Origin of the sequence: Bacillus yapensis, assembly GCF_005280205.1 — a bacterium.
Classification (GTDB): Bacteria; Bacillota; Bacilli; order Bacillales; family Cytobacillaceae; genus Robertmurraya; species Robertmurraya yapensis.
Genome location: NZ_SUND01000001.1, coordinates 190,866 through 207,715, shown reverse-complemented (window position 1 = coordinate 207,715; position 16,850 = coordinate 190,866). Strand labels below are relative to the sequence as shown.

The 16,850-nt window shown below is 36.9% G+C and carries 18 protein-coding genes and 1 riboswitch; all 18 genes read left to right on the top strand.

Features of this window, described 5'->3' with window-relative positions:
* The first annotated feature begins 130 nt into the window (after positions 1-130).
* The 18 genes from FAR12_RS01010 to FAR12_RS00930 all read left to right on the top strand — a co-directional run bounded on the left by FAR12_RS01010 (position 131) and on the right by FAR12_RS00930 (position 15,919).
* A complete protein-coding gene (locus FAR12_RS01010; RefSeq protein ID WP_126405374.1) occupies positions 131-2,215 on the top strand; it encodes a FapA family protein in 2,085 nt (694 codons plus the stop codon).
* 21 nt (positions 2,216-2,236) lie between these two features.
* On the top strand, positions 2,237-2,563 hold the full coding sequence (locus FAR12_RS01005; protein ID WP_126405373.1) for an STAS domain-containing protein: 327 nt from the start codon (positions 2,237-2,239) through the stop codon (positions 2,561-2,563).
* Between the two features lie 96 nt (positions 2,564-2,659).
* Positions 2,660-2,763, top strand: a riboswitch (cyclic di-GMP riboswitch).
* Between the two features lie 123 nt (positions 2,764-2,886).
* Complete coding sequence (gene folE / locus FAR12_RS01000; protein ID WP_126405372.1) at positions 2,887-3,456, top strand: GTP cyclohydrolase I FolE; 570 nt, start codon at positions 2,887-2,889, stop codon at positions 3,454-3,456.
* 14 nt (positions 3,457-3,470) lie between these two features.
* On the top strand, positions 3,471-4,301 hold the full coding sequence (locus tag FAR12_RS00995; protein ID WP_126405371.1) for a 6-carboxytetrahydropterin synthase: 831 nt from the start codon (positions 3,471-3,473) through the stop codon (positions 4,299-4,301).
* The gene (locus tag FAR12_RS23190) at positions 4,291-4,992 is read left to right on the top strand and encodes an SDR family oxidoreductase (RefSeq protein ID WP_170972039.1); all 702 of its coding nucleotides are present in this window, start codon (positions 4,291-4,293) and stop codon (positions 4,990-4,992) included. The genes FAR12_RS00995 and FAR12_RS23190 overlap by 11 nt, the downstream gene beginning before the upstream one ends.
* A gap of 16 nt (positions 4,993-5,008) precedes the next feature.
* Positions 5,009-5,962 (top strand): ATP-binding protein, encoded by a 954-nt coding sequence (locus tag FAR12_RS23185; protein ID WP_170972038.1) that lies wholly within the window; start codon positions 5,009-5,011, stop codon positions 5,960-5,962.
* Positions 5,949-7,019 carry an alpha/beta hydrolase family protein gene (locus tag FAR12_RS00985; protein ID WP_246010265.1) on the top strand — a complete coding sequence of 357 codons (1,071 nt, stop codon included), beginning with the start codon at positions 5,949-5,951 and terminating at the stop codon, positions 7,017-7,019. The genes FAR12_RS23185 and FAR12_RS00985 overlap by 14 nt, the downstream gene beginning before the upstream one ends.
* The gene (locus FAR12_RS00980; RefSeq protein ID WP_126405370.1) at positions 7,009-7,242 is read left to right on the top strand and encodes an acyl carrier protein; all 234 of its coding nucleotides are present in this window, start codon (positions 7,009-7,011) and stop codon (positions 7,240-7,242) included. The genes FAR12_RS00985 and FAR12_RS00980 overlap by 11 nt, the downstream gene beginning before the upstream one ends.
* 2 nt (positions 7,243-7,244) lie before the next feature.
* Positions 7,245-8,720, top strand: coding sequence for a class I adenylate-forming enzyme family protein (locus tag FAR12_RS00975; RefSeq protein WP_126405369.1), 1,476 nt, complete (start codon positions 7,245-7,247; stop codon positions 8,718-8,720).
* Positions 8,721-8,736: 16 nt separating this feature from the next.
* Complete coding sequence (locus FAR12_RS00970; RefSeq protein WP_126405368.1) at positions 8,737-10,311, top strand: methyl-accepting chemotaxis protein; 1,575 nt, start codon at positions 8,737-8,739, stop codon at positions 10,309-10,311.
* A gap of 16 nt (positions 10,312-10,327) precedes the next feature.
* The gene (locus tag FAR12_RS00965; protein WP_126405367.1) at positions 10,328-10,645 is read left to right on the top strand and encodes an STAS domain-containing protein; all 318 of its coding nucleotides are present in this window, start codon (positions 10,328-10,330) and stop codon (positions 10,643-10,645) included.
* On the top strand, positions 10,645-11,484 hold the full coding sequence (locus FAR12_RS00960) for a PP2C family protein-serine/threonine phosphatase (protein WP_126405366.1): 840 nt from the start codon (positions 10,645-10,647) through the stop codon (positions 11,482-11,484). Before FAR12_RS00965 ends, FAR12_RS00960 begins: the two co-directional genes overlap by 1 nt.
* Before the next feature lie 292 nt (positions 11,485-11,776).
* Positions 11,777-12,505 (top strand): LytR/AlgR family response regulator transcription factor, encoded by a 729-nt coding sequence (locus FAR12_RS00955; RefSeq protein ID WP_126405365.1) that lies wholly within the window; start codon positions 11,777-11,779, stop codon positions 12,503-12,505.
* Between the two features lie 205 nt (positions 12,506-12,710).
* The gene (locus FAR12_RS00950; protein ID WP_126405364.1) at positions 12,711-13,556 is read left to right on the top strand and encodes a 2OG-Fe(II) oxygenase; all 846 of its coding nucleotides are present in this window, start codon (positions 12,711-12,713) and stop codon (positions 13,554-13,556) included.
* 57 nt (positions 13,557-13,613) lie between these two features.
* Positions 13,614-13,883 carry a DUF1450 domain-containing protein gene (locus FAR12_RS00945; protein ID WP_126405363.1) on the top strand — a complete coding sequence of 90 codons (270 nt, stop codon included), beginning with the start codon at positions 13,614-13,616 and terminating at the stop codon, positions 13,881-13,883.
* Between the two features lie 109 nt (positions 13,884-13,992).
* The gene (locus tag FAR12_RS00940) at positions 13,993-14,478 is read left to right on the top strand and encodes a flavin reductase family protein (RefSeq protein ID WP_126405362.1); all 486 of its coding nucleotides are present in this window, start codon (positions 13,993-13,995) and stop codon (positions 14,476-14,478) included.
* 102 nt (positions 14,479-14,580) lie between these two features.
* Positions 14,581-15,549 (top strand): oxygen-dependent tRNA uridine(34) hydroxylase TrhO, encoded by a 969-nt coding sequence (trhO, locus tag FAR12_RS00935; RefSeq protein ID WP_126405361.1) that lies wholly within the window; start codon positions 14,581-14,583, stop codon positions 15,547-15,549.
* A 79-nt stretch (positions 15,550-15,628) separates the two neighbouring features.
* The gene (locus tag FAR12_RS00930; RefSeq protein ID WP_126405360.1) at positions 15,629-15,919 is read left to right on the top strand and encodes a HesB/YadR/YfhF family protein; all 291 of its coding nucleotides are present in this window, start codon (positions 15,629-15,631) and stop codon (positions 15,917-15,919) included.
* Positions 15,920-16,850 lie beyond the last annotated feature (931 nt).

The window sequence follows — 16,850 nt, the reverse complement described above, 5'->3', positions numbered from 1 at the left end:
CATAAAATAGTAAAAAAGTTACATTTATCACACAAAGATTTTCGTGTTCTCTCCTCTTATATTACTAGTTAAAGCTAGTGAATATTATACACAACCGCCGGTGAAGGAGAACTACAAAGGGGTGAATAAAATGGGACAATCCATCCTCTCAAGAGGTAAAGACATAAAGGAAGCAATTCAGCAAGGGCTAGATATATTGGGAACGAAGCAAGAACAAGTCTCCATCGAGATTATTCAACAGGAATCAAAAGGTTTTATGCGTATTCGCTCAAAGGAAGCAGTTGTGAAATTGACGAAGCTTGAAGAGGAACGGAAGCAATTCAAAGAGGAGTCTTTTGAAGTTTCCTTAGAAGAAATAGAGCATTCTATATCAAAGGTGATAGAGAATATAGAACAAGTCCCATATAACACAGAAGTTGCTGATTTATTCAAAAGGGAACAAGGCTCATTTGTTCCAGAGGACAATGTAGGCAAGGTTTGGATCAAAAACGGAAGGATTCATTGCGAGCCTACCGAACTGAAGTATCCTACGATTACGGTTTGCAAAGGAGTCAAGCTTCTGAAGAATGGTGAATTGGTGAAAGGAACAGCGGTAGCGACAAAAGAGGACCAATTTGAGATAGAGACGATTGAGGAAACGGTCGAACCTAATTGGGAAATCACAATGGACGCGCAAAGACTAAATGTAATTTTACGTGTGGAGCCAGGTTTTCGAAAGAGTTATAAAGTTAAAGATATGGAGCCAGACTTTCACATAAATATCGAAGCAGAAGAGAAGATAGAAGTTATCAATAATCTCGAATATAAAAGAATACTAGAGGAATTAGAGGAACTACGTGTCGTTCATGGTTTTAATCATAGTGAAATTGTGAAAGCCGTAAATACAGAAAAGCCAGGCCGATATGTTATAGCTACAGGGATCGCGCCGAAGGATGGAGAGAACGGTCGAATTGAGATTTTAACGGAAACGAAAAACAAGGTAGGTCCAAAAGAGCGTGCGGATGGTTCCCTTGATTTTCGCGAAGTAAAGGAAATTCCGACTGTACAAAAAGGACAAGTTATTGCACTTGTTCATATGCAAACTCCCGGATTGCCAGGGGCTACGGTAACGAATGAGCCGATTCCGCCAAAGCCGACTTTTCCTTTATCGATACATACTGGAAAAGGTATAGCAATGATTGAAAATGGTACAAAAATTGTGGCTACTGAGTCTGGACGGCCGATTATCGAAAGTAAGGGATTACTGACCAAAGTCTCGATTATGCAAAAATTCGTTCATCCAGGAGATATCAATTTTACCTCAGGTAATCTTCGTTTTAAAGGGGACATAGATGTTCTTGGTAATGTTGAGGATGGCATGCTAGTTGAAGCGGAGGGTCAAATCAGTATATATCGAAATGTCTTTTCAAGTACTATAACTTCTCGAGAAACTGTGATTGTTAGTGGAAATTCGATTAATAGTACGATCTCTGCTGGGCAACAAAATGTTTTTGCTTCTGAATTGATTTTTGTATTAACGCAAATTCAGGAACAAATGGTTGCGATGAATGCATCCATCAAGCAGTTAATGAACTTGCCTGCATTTAAGACGACCGATTTTGCTAGAAAAGGACTTCTTTCATTAATCAAAATATTGGTTGAAAAGAAATTTAAGCCTCTAATAATCTTTGTAAAACAGTTCAGCGAACTGACAAAGAGTGGAAGCCAGTCGATAAATAGTGAATGGCTCATACTAGAGGAACAATTAAGATTATGTTTTCTTTCGTCGATTTCAAATGAGTATCATACCCTTGATGGGTTGAATTCACTATTAATAAGAATAGAAGAAATGATTGAAGATCATGATCCAGAAAAGGATAAGGACTGCTTAGTTGAGATGAAATATGCTCATAACAGTATTATTTTTTCAGGCGGAGATGTCCTCATTAAGGGCCAAGGGTGCTACAATTCAAAAATTCATGCAGGTGGTAATTTAGTCATTCATGGTGTCTTAAGGGGAGGAGAAGTATATGCAAGGCTTGGAGCAACGATTAAAGAAACTGGTTCTGATGGTGGAGTTGTCAGCAAAATAATGGTTCCAAGCAATGGGAAGATAAAGATCGGACACGCAAAAGAGGGTACAGTGATCCAAATTGGGAAAGCAAAATATACTTTCCAAAAAGAGCGAAAAGAAATAACAGCAAGATTAGATGAGAATGAAAGAATCATTTTTTAAATTGAGAAGAGGAGCTTAAATATGTTTTCCTATAATCTAAAGCACGATAACCTCTATGCAACTATTCAATTTCATGGAGATTTGGATATTGAAGTAACCGAAATGATGGAGTATGAAATTATTCCTGCTCTTCAGCAATTCTCTCACATAGAGATTGACTTACAAGAGGTACCATTTGTTGATTCAACAGGGATAGGCTTGTTACTGAACTTAATTCAAACGTTTAAAAAGGGTGAGGATGGAGTTCAAGTCACCATTACGAATATCCAACCTTTGGTTAAAGAAGTATTTGAAATGCTCCAGCTTGCAGATATTTTGGGTGATGAAGTCCTATCCTTTCATAGTTGAGAAGAGGTTAAACCTTTATGAAACATTTGGATGGTAAGGCATAATGTACCGCTTTGAAGTAATTTACTATGTGTCGATGAATTAAATATAGACTTCCTACGATAATAGCAAACTTATTGAAAAATAAGGACGCAAAGCTACGGATCTAAGGCTGTATTACCTGAATGAGGAAATAAAGCTATGACCGCCGGGTTACCGAAAAGGATTGGAAAAATGTTGTTTGTTGATATGCAGATTAAATAGATCTGTATACGACGAATGGACGCTCACCAATCATTTTTGGTGAGCGTTTTTTAATACAAAAAGAGAGCGAGGACTTAAATATGAGCGTTGAAATAAAAAAAGGATTAATCGAAGAGCATGTACGAGCAATATTAGATTTAATTGGTGAGGACACAACTCGAGAAGGCTTATTAGAAACTCCTAAACGTGTAGCAAAGATGTATGGCGAAGTGTTTGCGGGGGTAGGAGTCGATCCTGAAACAGCACTTACAACTACATTCGCAGAAGATTATGACGGCATGGTTGTAGTGAAGGATATTAATTATTACACATTTTGTGAGCATCATTTAATCCCGTTCTTTGGAAAGGCTCATATTGGGTACATCCCAAATGGAAGAGTCATCGGTCTAAGTAAATTTGCGAGATTGGTAGAGTTAGTTGCACAGAGACCACAGGTACAAGAACGTATGACAACCCAAATGGCGGATGCCATTATGAATGTCCTTAACCCAGAAGGGGTCATCGTTAGTGTAGAAGGTCAGCATCTATGCATGTGTGCAAGAGGTGTGAAAAAGCCTGGTTCAGCTACTGTGACCACTGTTAAAAAAGGTGCTTTTCAAAACAATGTAGCTCTTGTTGAAGAATTTGAGCGTGCTCTTGCAAGAGACTAATAGGAGGAAAATATATGCTTTATCTCTCAAGAAAATTGTCCTTTTCAGCCATGCATTCATACCGGATTGAGCATTGGACGGAAGAACAAAATGAAGCTACTTTTGGTCCTTGTGCAAATAAGAATGGTCATGGGCATGATTACACATTGGAAGTGATGGTCAAAGGAAAGCTTGATTCCGAATCAGGCATTGTTGTGAACATTACAGATATTGATAAGGTGGCAAAATCATTTGTCGAAGAAAAACTAAATGGGAAATTTTTAAATAAGGAAAATGACTTCTTCAAAGAAAATATTCCAACAACAGAAAATTTAGTTTCATATATTTGGGATGCGTTAGGTGGGAAGCTAGAAAACTGTCAACTACACAAAATTCGCTTGAGAGAAAGTGATTTTCTATATTCTGAAAAGGAGAATGCCCCTATGGTTCGATTAACAAGAAAGTATCATTTCAGCACAGCTCACAGATTGCATAGTAATCAATTAAGTGACGAGGAGAATTTAGATATATTCGGTAAATGCAATAATCCATATGGACATGGACACAACTATTATCTAGAGGTAACAGTTCGTGGAGAACAAGATCCGGTGACAGGTATGATTGCTGATTTAGCGAAAATGGACCAAATTGTCGACCGAGAAATCCTTCAAAAGTTTGACCATAAACACTTGAATTTAGATACGGAAGAGTTTAAAGAGATCAATCCAACCTCTGAAAATGTAGCAGTGGTGATTTGGCAATTACTTGCACCGAAGCTAGGAAAGCTATTCAAGATTGGTTTGTATGAAACAGAAAAGAATTACTTTGAATATTACGGTCCTGGAGTAGAAGAAAATGGAGAATAGAGTGACGTTAAAAGGAAAAACGATTGCGATAACTGGTTCTAGTCGCGGAATTGGAAAAGCAATAGCACATGCTATTCGTCAGACTGGTGGAAATCTCGTTCTTGGAAGTAGGAGTAATGTAAAACAACTAGAGGAAAATGTTTTGCAATTACCTGTGGATGTTACGGATGAGGAATCTGTAAAAGGATTCTATGAAGAAGCTGTTAAGCAGTTTGGAACGATTGACGTCCTTATTAATTCAGCGGGCTTCGGCGTATTTGAAAGTGTTCTTGACTCGCGAACGGAAGATTTTGATCGCATGATGGCAGTCAATCTACGTGGGACCTATTTAACTTGCAAATACTTTGGTCAGCATATGGTTGGAAACGGTGTTGGTCACATCATCAATTTAGCCTCGATAGCGGGTACAACAGCTTTGCAAGGCTGCGGTGGATATTCTGCATCAAAATTCGGAATTATGGGTCTAACAAAGGTTTTGCAGGCTGAGCTTCGTCACAGAGGGGTACAAGTTACATCTGTGGTGCCCGGATCAGTTAGTAGTACTTTTTGGGATGAGATCGACCCGAAGCCAGAGATGTCTAATATGATTCCTGTAGAAACAATTGCGAGTCATGTACTTTTTCTAATTAATCAGCCAAAAGGCGCTTTTGTCGACGAGATCACGATTATGCCGCCTCTTGGAATATTATAAGGAGGCACGTTTAAAGTTGGGACGGTTTTTTAGTAAGTTTAAAAAATCTACTGAAACAAAATATATAGAGCTTCCGTCTCCGCCCTCAGATATATCGTATGCAGAATTAATTTTTAAAACCAACCGAGGCTTTCTTGCAAAAAAATTGGGTCAGTATCTTAATCTAGATTCCCTAGACTGGGATGCCTTGTTCTATATGTCTCTTTCTACGAAGACCTACCCATCAATAGAAGAATTAAAGGAAACGGAAATGACTCTCTACTTGGCGGATAAAATGTTGGAATGGGGCAGAGAGCAAAAAGACATTGTAAAAGAAATCAAGAATTTTAACATCCATGTGAATTATCAAAATGCAATGTTGAAAGCATATGAAATTCATCAAAACGATTTATTTTCTCGTCTGTCTTCTGTAAAAGAAAATAAGGATATGGCCAAAGAAGATGTGGAATGGAGAATTTATCGTGATGTCATCCATGCAGCTAGCCAAGGAAAGTTTTTGCTCATTTCAAAAGAAGAGCTAGCGCATTATAAAAAAGGTCATGTTTTTTGCGAAGGTACGATTAAAGAAAGCTCCGATATTCCAAAAAATCGTAATCTAGCAAAAGAGAGATTTGAACAAAGAGAGTTAAGTAAAGCAAAAATGATGAGCTGGTTACTTGTATTATCCGAAGCCATTACAAACACAATCAAGCATGCTGAAGAAGGGAAAATGACCTTGATTGAAAATGAAGAGACCAGTGAGATTAGGTTTGTGATCGAAGATAAAGGTCCAGGTTTTCCTCTTGAACAGTTACCTAAAAAAGTGTTGTTAGCGGGGTATTCGACGAAAAAATCAATGGGACAAGGTTTCACCCTAATGATGAAAATGGCAAAGCAAATTTTCTTATACACATCATCAAGTGGATCTACGATCATTTTGACATTTGATGCTTGGGAAGAGAAAGAGGTGCAACTAAGTGTTATCAACTGATATCCAAAAAAAAAGAATGACTACCATTGATAAGACACTCTTAACGGCAAGTCTATTCGAAGGGTTTTGGGACCGTTGGATTGTACATGGGGTTTCCTATCATGATTTAGCAAAGCTACGACACTCGATCATAACAAAGGAACATTGGTTTAAAACTTGGAGCGAACTAGCAGAGGAAAAATACACAATGGCCGAATCAATAAAAAAAGTCGGGCTCGTGGAACAAGCGGAATTCATTTATCGTACAGCAGCCCTCTATTATCAGCTGAATCAATGGTTAATCCCTGAACATGGTGGAGAAAAATTAGATTGGCTGAAGCAAAGTTTACGAGTTGTTAAGAAAGCGGATCAACTGTCTGATTATAAAACGGAATATGTGGAATTCCCTATCGATGAGCACAGATATTACGGCCGAGTTCGAATTCCAAACAATCCAAAAGGCGTCATCATCATTATCAATCCTATTGATTCAACAAAAGAAGAGCTCTTTTCTTATGAGATGGATTTTGTTGAAAAAAATTATATAGTTGTTAGCTTTGATGGTCCAGGTCAAGGAGAAACGTATACAAGGCATGGATTAAAAGCGACAAGAGTGTGCTGGGAACGATTTGTGGACATGGTCATTGAATATTCATCGAATACTTTTCCCGCTCAAGACATTTTTCTTTTTGGGACAAGCTCTGGAGCAGCGTGGGCTATTTATGGAAGTAGTAATAAAAAAGTCTCCAAGGTAGTAGCAGTTTCACCGGCATTTAGAAATGAAGAGATTCAAATGCCTGATTATTTCATGGAAAGAATGTTTGCTGTTTCGGACGAAGAAATCATTCCAGACTATGCACAGATCAATCTACAAGGGCCTGTTTTGCTCGTCCATGGGAAGAAAGATGTGATGGTGAAGGATGAAGATATCTATGGCTTATTTGATAATCTCCCTTCTGGAAAAATACTTCTCAAGTATGAAGAAGAAGGGCATTGCTGCAATTACAGGCTACCGGAAATTCGCACAAAAGCGATGGAGTGGTTTCAAGGAAAGTGGGGCGTGAAGGGTGAGTTTTGAAGAGTTTAGACAAGTCATTGCTGATATCTCTAAAGTACCTTTAGAGAAAATTCATAAGGATGCGTCTTTTCGTGATGAGTTAGATGTGGATTCCTTACAAATGGTGAACTTAATCGTAGAGCTCACAGCTAGATTTAATTTAGGTTCATTCAATTTACAAAGTGATAAAGATTTAGAAACAGTTGGAGCATTGTATCAATTGATGACAATGGAGGAGAGTTAATAATGAATAATTTCTATGATTGGATTTTTGACCAAGAGCATGACCTCAACAAGGAGATTCTTTCCACCCAACGAGGCAATTTTTCTTATAGAGACATTCAGCAGGGTGTTGAAAAATATGTGCAACTGTTTGAAACGTTAGGGGATATAAAGGGGAAGAGAATCGCATTGATAGTGCCTTCCGTTTATGATTTTACTTCTTTAGCATTGGCAATTAGTAAACTACAGGGAATCACTGTACCACTTAGTCCGCTTCTACGCCATGAAGATTTAATTTCTGTTTTAGATTTTGTTAGTCCTCATATAGTTTTTACAGTGACTGAACATAATGGATTTCAGTTATGGGAGACGATTAATCAATGGGCTGCTTCAAATCTAAAAGAGACGATTATTTTGGAAAATAAAGCGGATATGAAATGGAATCAAACTATTCATATCGGTGAAAAAAATCCCCTTGAAGAAGGACAGATTCAAATTATTGGATGTACATCAGGAAGTACCGGCACTCCAAAAGGGATTGTATACGATGTAGATTTTGTCCAAAGGGTTGGAAAAGGGATTAACATAGGGCTGGATATTGTTGATAATGATAAACTATTTCTTTTAGCTCCGGCAACGGGGGTGTTCGGATTAGCGTGGATACTATCAACTATGCAGTCTAAGACACATTTGGTGCTATCGGAGAATTTCAATTTTCCAGAGATCATTCAACTATTCGAAAGCCACGCTAGCCAAAAATTCATTACGACGCCATCTCTATTTAAGGCTATGGACTTATTTGGTAAATCCTTAGGGAAGCAAGTATTAAATCAAGTATCTTTACTATCTGTATTTGGAGAATTAGTGACCAAAGAATTTTTACAAACTTATTCTGACTTCCCAGCTAAGATCATGAGCTTTTTAGGAATAACAGAGTTTGGAACGGTAATGTACACAGAAAACGATATTCGAAATGATATGAATTGGACCTTGTTACCTAATATCAAATATAAATTTGACTCACTATCGGAAGAAGGCATTGGCGAACTCATATATCAATCAGAACGACCATTTTTAGGTTATTATCAACGACCTGATTTGACTTCTGAAGTATATAAAGATGGATGGTTTTTCTCAGGTGATCTAGGAAGAACCAACGATGATGGAAAAATTGAACTTGTAGGCCGCAAAAAAGACATGATCAAAAAAGGTGGTCAGCAAGTTATTCCAGGAGAGATTGAGAACGTCTTAGAAAAACACCCGGATGTGTTAAGAGTAGTTGTCGTTGGAATTCCGCATCCTGTTTTTGGAGAACAAATTATTGCGTTTGTGCAAAAGAATAGGAGCGACCTACACAGGCAGGAACTATATGAATATTGTAATCTTCGTATTGCTAGATACAAGATACCAGATCAAATAAGATTTATTGAAGAATTTCCGATGGTGCAAGGGAAAATAGATAAAGTAGCATTACGTAAGAAAGCTACTGAGCAGGAATAAGAGGTGAGGTGAGCAGATGACTAAAAAACAAGTTTCACTAAGGAAGCAATTCTTAACACGCACTTTAGGGATAATGGTGATTATTTCAATTATATCAAGCGGTGTTCAATTATACTTGATGAAAGAACAAGTTAATTATGAACTTGATACTCAAACTAGTTTAATTTCACAAAGCATTAATCAGGGGTTTAATGGAAGTGATTTGGCCTCAAAAAGTATAGAACATCAAATTGATTTGAAGATGGCAGGATATTTAAAATATATTGGAGAAATTCTTGATGAATCAAATGCTGAAGAGCTTACGGATACTGAACTAATCAAAATTAAAGAAAACTTAAATCTTGCTGGCTTGTCCATTTTAGAGAAAAAGGATAATGACATTGTTGTTGTCAAATCTACTGATCCAAATGAAATCGGCTTTAGCACGAGAAGTTTCGGTGATATGGTTTATCAACAAACTGAAAAGGTGTTAATGGGAGAAGATATCCAAATTCCTGAATTATACTCGGATGAAGGATTAGTTATTTTACCCATTATGCAATCCGGAACCTATCAAGACAAACCAGTATTTTTCAAATATGCTTATTTTCATAAAGAAGGAACAAATTATATTTTGAATCCTTATATTTCTGCTGATGAAGTCTATCAATTCACCGAAAGTGTGGGACCTGAATCATTAATTAAAGATATTGAGAAGGAAAATCCGTTCGTTAAGGATATTTCCATTTTAGATCCAAATGTTTTTCAAAATCCTGAGTTGGAAAGTCAATATTGGCCACCAATGAAGAAAATAGTGTATGGAGATTTTCAATATCAATCAAAAAATGATCCAGAAATTTTGAAGAAGATGGTTAAGAATCCTAAGATTCAAAAATTTGTTGAAAAGGTAGATGGAAAGAAAATTTATAAGTTATTCTTGCCGCAGAAGAATGGGCAGGTTATTCATATTGCATTTGATTATGAGAAAATAATCTCTCCTTTACATCAACAATCCATTATTTTGATTGTAACGGGAATTATAGGGATTGTAAGTATTTTCCTCTTAATCTATCAATTATTTAATAGAATCTATATCAATATTCAGAAAATCACTACGCAAATAGATCTATTAAAAGATGGGGATTTAACAGCGGAAAGTGATGTCAATGATGGCAGTGAGTTAACGAAACTTTCCATTGATTTGAACGTTATGGCGAGTAATTTGAATCAATTTGTGAAAGAAATTGAGGCAGAAGCAAGTAAAACACAGATGTTATCTGAAGAATTGGAAGAAGAAGCATCACAGTCTGTCGAGAAAATATATACCCTCTCAACAGAAACGACTTTGAAGGCAAGAGAACAATTATTCGAAATCACGGAGTTCTTGGATTCAGTAGAAAAGGTGTTAGAATCACATAGTCATCACGAACACGTGAAAGATATCCTTGGTAAGATGGACAAAATGCGCGAAGTAGCCAATGAAAGAACGGCTGCAACTACGAATACAACGATAACATTATCTGATTTACTACAATCCTTGTATGGCCAATCTCAAGAGCTTTCTGAAATTGCCAGCAACCTAATGCAACAAATGAGTAGGCTGAAGCTATAAACGGGGAGGAGTATAAATGGAGTTAACCATTCAAAGTAAACAAACAGGATCGACAAAGACATTAAAGTTAAAGGGAATTTTGGACATTTCTACTAGTAGTATAATTGAACCTTATTTAGAGGAATTAGATAACGTTGAGAGGCTGATTTTTGATTTTAGTGAGTTGGAGTTTATTGATTCAACAGGAATTGGTTCCATCATGAATGCCATTTATCTTTCTAAGGAGAAGAACTTCAAACTAATCTTTAATGGTGTCGATGAAATGACACACCAAGTATTTGAAACGGTGGGATTATACCATATCTTAGAGGAAATTCATAAGGAGGACATTTGATGTATTTTGATAATTTCACCTTTCATTTTGATCAAGGTACTCCTGAAAATGAACTTGAAAAATCCTTACAGAGAGAAATAAATCTTGCAAGGAATATTCAAACGTCTCTTTTAAATGGAAAGACTCCTAAGGTTGAGGGAGGACAAGTGTCCGGGAATTCTTTGCCTGCAAGGCTGATTGGTGGAGACTATTATGATTTTTATCCATTAGTTAATGGGAAAATTCGTATTGTCATTGGCGATGTGATGGGAAAAGGAATTCCAGCTGCGATGCTGATGATTTTGACAAGGGGAGCTTTTCGAAGCGCAGCAGAAAGTACACAAGGTCCTGGTGAAACGTTAACAGCCATGAATCAAGCGATATATGAGGATTTAAGGACATTAAAATCGTTTGTTACTTTGTTTTGTGCTGATTGGGATCCGAAGTCTGGAACTTTCACTTATGCGAACGCAGGGCATCATCTTCCTTTATGTATTAGAGGAAAAAGTAATACGATTGAAGAACTTCCGAAAGTAAAAGGAATTATGGTCGGAGGTCTCCCTAATCAAATTTATCATGAGGAATCCATTCAACTAGAAGATTTAGATATGGTCTTTTTCTATACGGACGGCATTATTGAAGCCCAAAATAAAGAAGGGGAACTATATCAAATCACACGTCTAAAAGAGACCTTGTTGCAGTGTAAAGAAAAAGATGTCAAGGAAGTAGAAAAAGCGGTAATTGACACAATTAACCATTTTACATCAGGGGTTCCACAAAAAGATGATATTACGATGGTTTTATTAAAAGTATTTGATAGTAAGGCGGATATTACCAGCTTTAATTCTCCTATATTTTAATCCAATGGTATTAAAAATGAGCGATTAAAGCGATCTATTTGATGTAGATCGCTTTTTTTGATCCTAAAATGGTTATCTTAAGAATAGGAAGAGTCTCCTATTTTTTATAGAAGTGTAGGAATAGGAGTACGTGGGGATATCTTGAATCAACCAATTGATTCAAAATAAGGATAACATATTCATCCGATGAATAATTCATATTCATTTTACTGAAAATGAATGTACTTAGGTCCAGCAGTTGGACTTTCTAGAATAATTTCATATAACGAACAAAACAAGGGGAGAGATGTAAATGGAGAAAATAAGAGTGATAATAGCAGATGATGACCTCTCTTCCAGAACCATTTTAGTCCATTTTACAAAGCTTTTGCCTGAATATGAAGTGATTGGTGAGGCAACAACGGGAGAAGAACTCATTCAATTGGTTGTAAAGGAAAAGCCCGATTTAGCTTTAGTAGACATTAGTATGCCAGACTTAAATGGGGTTGAAGCTTCTAAAGCTTGTAAAGAAATTCATCCTAATTTACAAGTTATTTTTACGACGGGGCACGATGATTATGCGGTTGAGGCATTTAATTTATCGGCAGTTGATTACATTGTAAAGCCGATTGAAAGAACCCGTTTATTCATTGCATTGGAAAAGGCAAAAAAGATGATTGGGTTTCAGAATAAAGCAGAAACTCCAGCACCAAAGAATATTAGTAAACTTGCTATAAGGTCGAACAATACTTATTTATACATTTTAATAAATGATATTCTCTTTATTGAAAAACAAGGTAGAAAAACCATTATTCATACAGAGTCAGAACAATTTGAAACATCAGATCCCCTGCAAAATCTTATGGACCGTTTACCAGAGAACTTTTCTAAAACACATCGCTCCTATTTGGTTAATTTGAGAAAAGTAGCTAAAATTGAGGCGTCCGGTGAAACATATCTTGCATTCTTTTATGGGACTGATAAGAACGCTTATATTTCGAAATTGAAGATCAATGAAGTTCAGGAATTATTGTGTCTGTAACTAAAAATAGTTTTGTGAAAGAGCAAGGCTTGAATGATTTTTTCAAGTTATGCTCTTTTCTTGTATAGTTTCAAAATGTATGATTTGGAAGTAAAATACAAAAATTGCTTCTAACTATCCAAGCTTAAACTACTTCTAATTTTTCTGAATATGGTAAAATTGTGTTAGATTTTTCAATTTTGCAAGCCTGTGAGGAGGAATAGCGGTGGGAACCATCAAACAAATCTCCGATGAACTAAAAGAGTGGATTGTTACAACTCTTAATAGTGGAGTTAGTCCGGTTGTCATAGCAGATGCCCTTGTGAAAAAAGGTTTTAATCCAAGGTATGCTTACGAAAGTCTTTTTCAGATTGTTGGAAATGGAGCAGTAAAGTCGCCTGAAGCAAAGAGTGAGCTCCCATATCAATATGAAATACCCGCGATTGGTCAAAGAGGAAATACGATTTATACAAGTGACCGTGAAATTAAGGTGCTTGCAAGAATTGAAAAGCCGTTCATCCTTCATTTGGACAATGTTCTAAGTGATGATGAATGTGATGAACTAATCAGTTTATCAAAAGAGAGATTACAGCCGTCACGAGTGGTGGATTCTGTAACGGGAGAAGAAAGAGTAGTACCTGGTCGAACGAGTAAAGGCATGTATTATACGATTCATGAAAATGATCTCGTCACAAAGCTTGAAAAAAGATTCGAAGAACTTACTCAGTATCCTGTTGAAAACGGTGAAGGACTTCAAGTGCTGAACTATCACGTGGGAGAAGAGTATAAGGCCCATTTTGATTATTTTCCTTCTGGGAAGGTAGATGAGAAAAAAGGTGGACAACGTGTTGGAACTCTACTACTCTATTTAAATGATGTAGAAGAGGGCGGCGAAACGATTTTTCCAAAGGTGGGAGTCTCCATTGTTCCGAAAAAAGGCTCAGCTGTTTATTTCCACTATACGAACAGTCAAAATCAAGTCGATCGCCTGTCCGTACATAGTAGCATTCCCGTTGTAGTCGGGGAAAAATGGGTAGCGACCAAATGGATTCGTCAAAATCCGATCTACTAATCGTTTAGGAACACATCAATTTGTAAATAACATAATAAAAAAGGATGTTTACAATCCGTGAAACTCATTCAAAAATTATTTTCGAAAGAGAAAAAGCTGACGGTTGAATTTTGTGAGAGAAATCTTGATCGTTTTTTATCTGAAGAAACGTTCCCGAAATACAATGCTTTTTTCAACGAAAAAAATGTGAACTATAAGGAATATGAATGTCAAAGCAAGTGTAAGGAATGCAAAAAAGCACCTTACGCCATGATCAATGGTGAGTTTGTAACAGCAGAGACTTCTGAGGCGTTATTGGAAAAAATGAAGAAACAGCTTCATGAATGAATCCAGATATTCGACAAACCTAGAAAAAATCGCCATAATAGGTACTATATATACAATGTGATTAGCGTAGAAAACGCATCAACAAAGATTAGAAAGGTGAGTTGAGAATATGGATCAAGTTTCTACCTTTAAAGAAGTAATGGGCAATTACCCCACGGGCGTTACGGTTGTCACGACGATAGATGAAAATGGAACCCCACTTGGGTTAACGGTGAACTCATTTGCTTCTGTATCGATTGACCCGTTGATGATCCTTTGGTCGATTGATAAAAAGGTTTCATCTTATGAACAGTTTGTCAAAACGGATAAATTTGCGGTGCATGTATTGGCAGATGATCAAAGCGATATTTGCTCGCTTTTTGCCATGAAAGGTACGGACCGATTTGGCAGCTGCGAATGGCAAACTTCTAAACATAATCTTCCCATTATTTCGGGAGCACTAGGTGTACTACAATGTAAAACTTATAAAACGGTCGAAGCAGGAGACCATATGATTCTGATCGGTGAAGTAATCGACATCGTTAATGAGAACAAGGACCCGCTATTATACCATAGAAGAAAATTTGGGAAAATTCCTGGAGAATTTTATAAGTGAACATTTAAGTACCTTTCCGTTATAATGGAAAGGTACTGCTTTTTTTTTCGAGAGGCGAAGGGCCTTTTATATAGATTTTAATTTCAGAAAGGTGATTTAAAAATGGAAAACACAGAACAATACCGAGTGTTGTTATATTATATGTATGTCCCAATTGAAAACCATGAGGAGTTTGCTGCACAGCATCTTCAGTTATGTAAGGAACTAGGTTTAAAGGGAAGAATTCTTGTTGCTCATGAAGGAATTAACGGAACTGTTTCCGGAACATTTGAAGCAACGGAAAAATATATGCAAGCAATGAAGGCTGATCCTCGTTTTGCAGAGATGGTCTATAAGATCGACGAATCAGAGGGTCATGCATTTAAGAAAATGCACGTTCGTCCACGTAATGAATTAGTTACGCTGCGTTTAGAGGATGATATCAATCCAAACGAACTTACTGGAAAGCATTTAAGTCCGAAAGAATTTTTCGAGGCTATGCAGGATCCTGATACAGTTGTAATCGATGCGCGTAATGATTATGAGTTTGACTTAGGTCATTTCCGTGGTGCGGTTCGACCTGATATTCGAAATTTCCGTGAGCTTCCACAGTGGATTCGCGAAAACAAGCAGAATTTTGAAGGTAAAAAAGTTCTAACTTATTGCACTGGTGGTATTCGCTGTGAAAAATTCTCTGGATGGTTAGTACGTGAAGGCTTTGAGGATGTAGGTCAGCTTCATGGTGGAATTGTGACTTATGGTAAAGATCCAGAAGTACAAGGTCAATTATGGGATGGACAATGCTATGTATTCGATGAGCGTATCGCTGTACCTGTAAACCGTGTGGAGCATGTTATAGTGGCGCGCGACCATTTTACTGGTGAACCTTGCGAGCGTTATGTGAATTGTGCAAACCCTGAGTGTAACGATAAAATTTTTAGCTCAGAAGAAAATGAACACAAATACTTACGTAGTTGTTCACATGAATGCCGCGTTCATCCAAGAAATCGTTATGTTGCCCAACATGGGTTAACTCCTGAACAAGTAGAAGAGCGCTTAGCAATTATTGAAGAATCTTCTACTTTGGCATAATTGAAGGCGAAATAGTAGTAAAATCACCTTATAAGTTGGATAATAGAAAGTAGCAGACAATCAATGAGGTGAAAAAAATATGAGTTTTACTGTAAGTCAAGAAGCAGCTAAGTGGTATAAAGAAGAAATGGACTTACAAGAAGGCGACTACGTTCAATTTTTTGTGAAATTATATGGTGGTATTCCGACTGTCCATCCGAATTACTTTCTAGGGATTTCATTCGGAAAAGCAGGAAACATTGCGGTGAAGGATGAAGTCGAAGGAATTACATTTTTCTTTAATGATAAAGATGCATGGTTCATCGATGAGTACAACCTTAAAATCGAAGCAAAAGATGATGACGTCGAATATATCTTTAATCAAAAATGAGCTTGGAGTTTTCTCCACGCTTTTTTTTTATGTTCTAGGGAGGGAGTAGCGTTACTTAAATCTAATTAATGACTTACCGCACCCCAAAGTGGTAGAAAGCATTCAAAGTAAGATGCCCTATCCTGAATCGAGTAACCAGAGAAAGGAACATAGGCGGAGATTTTCCGGTTGGATTTAGAATGAAGGTCGTTTCAGGATATATAAGCGGAGTATTTCCGATAATACAAAGAAAAATCCTTCATTTTGAAGTTTTTCGAGCCAATAAGCGTAATTTCTCCGTCTATATAAGCCTTTTTAAATACTAATTACTAATTAAGCGGAACTTTTCCGTCTATTATTCGAATCAGGTGCTTAACCATAACCCCCAACTGCCGTTCTCGAGACTTGATGCGAAAAACGGAACCTATTAAGTTTTCATCCCGTTGCTTTTTCCAAAACGTTCACAGTTCTGTCAAAATGATTCTGATAATTATAAAAATTACTTGTTATAATGTAAGTGTAAGAGATAAGTTAACATCTTTGGAGGCTCAACCATTCGTGTTCGTTCCGACTGTGAACGAGTATAAAGGTTATTCCTAGTTAATATTCGGGAAGGTGGAGCAACTGTCAAAGTTTTGGAGGGTAAAATATCATACTGTTCAATTGAGTGTCTGGGAATGAAATACTCTTGTTGTAGATGGGGTGGATCACAACCATAAGTTTCAATTGAAACTGAAAATAGTGTGGTATCTCATTATCCTTCAAAAATGCACACATTTGCTAAGAACTAATGATCCGGATAAAGGAATATTGAGCTTAAGTCGGTGCTAATCCGACAGAAATTGTTTCATTAAGGGATTTGAATTCCATTTTAACCATGTGAATTAATTCCTTCTTCGGAACAAACACACATCGCTAAATATCATTAATCTCGTGTTAGCTCCTAACGAGA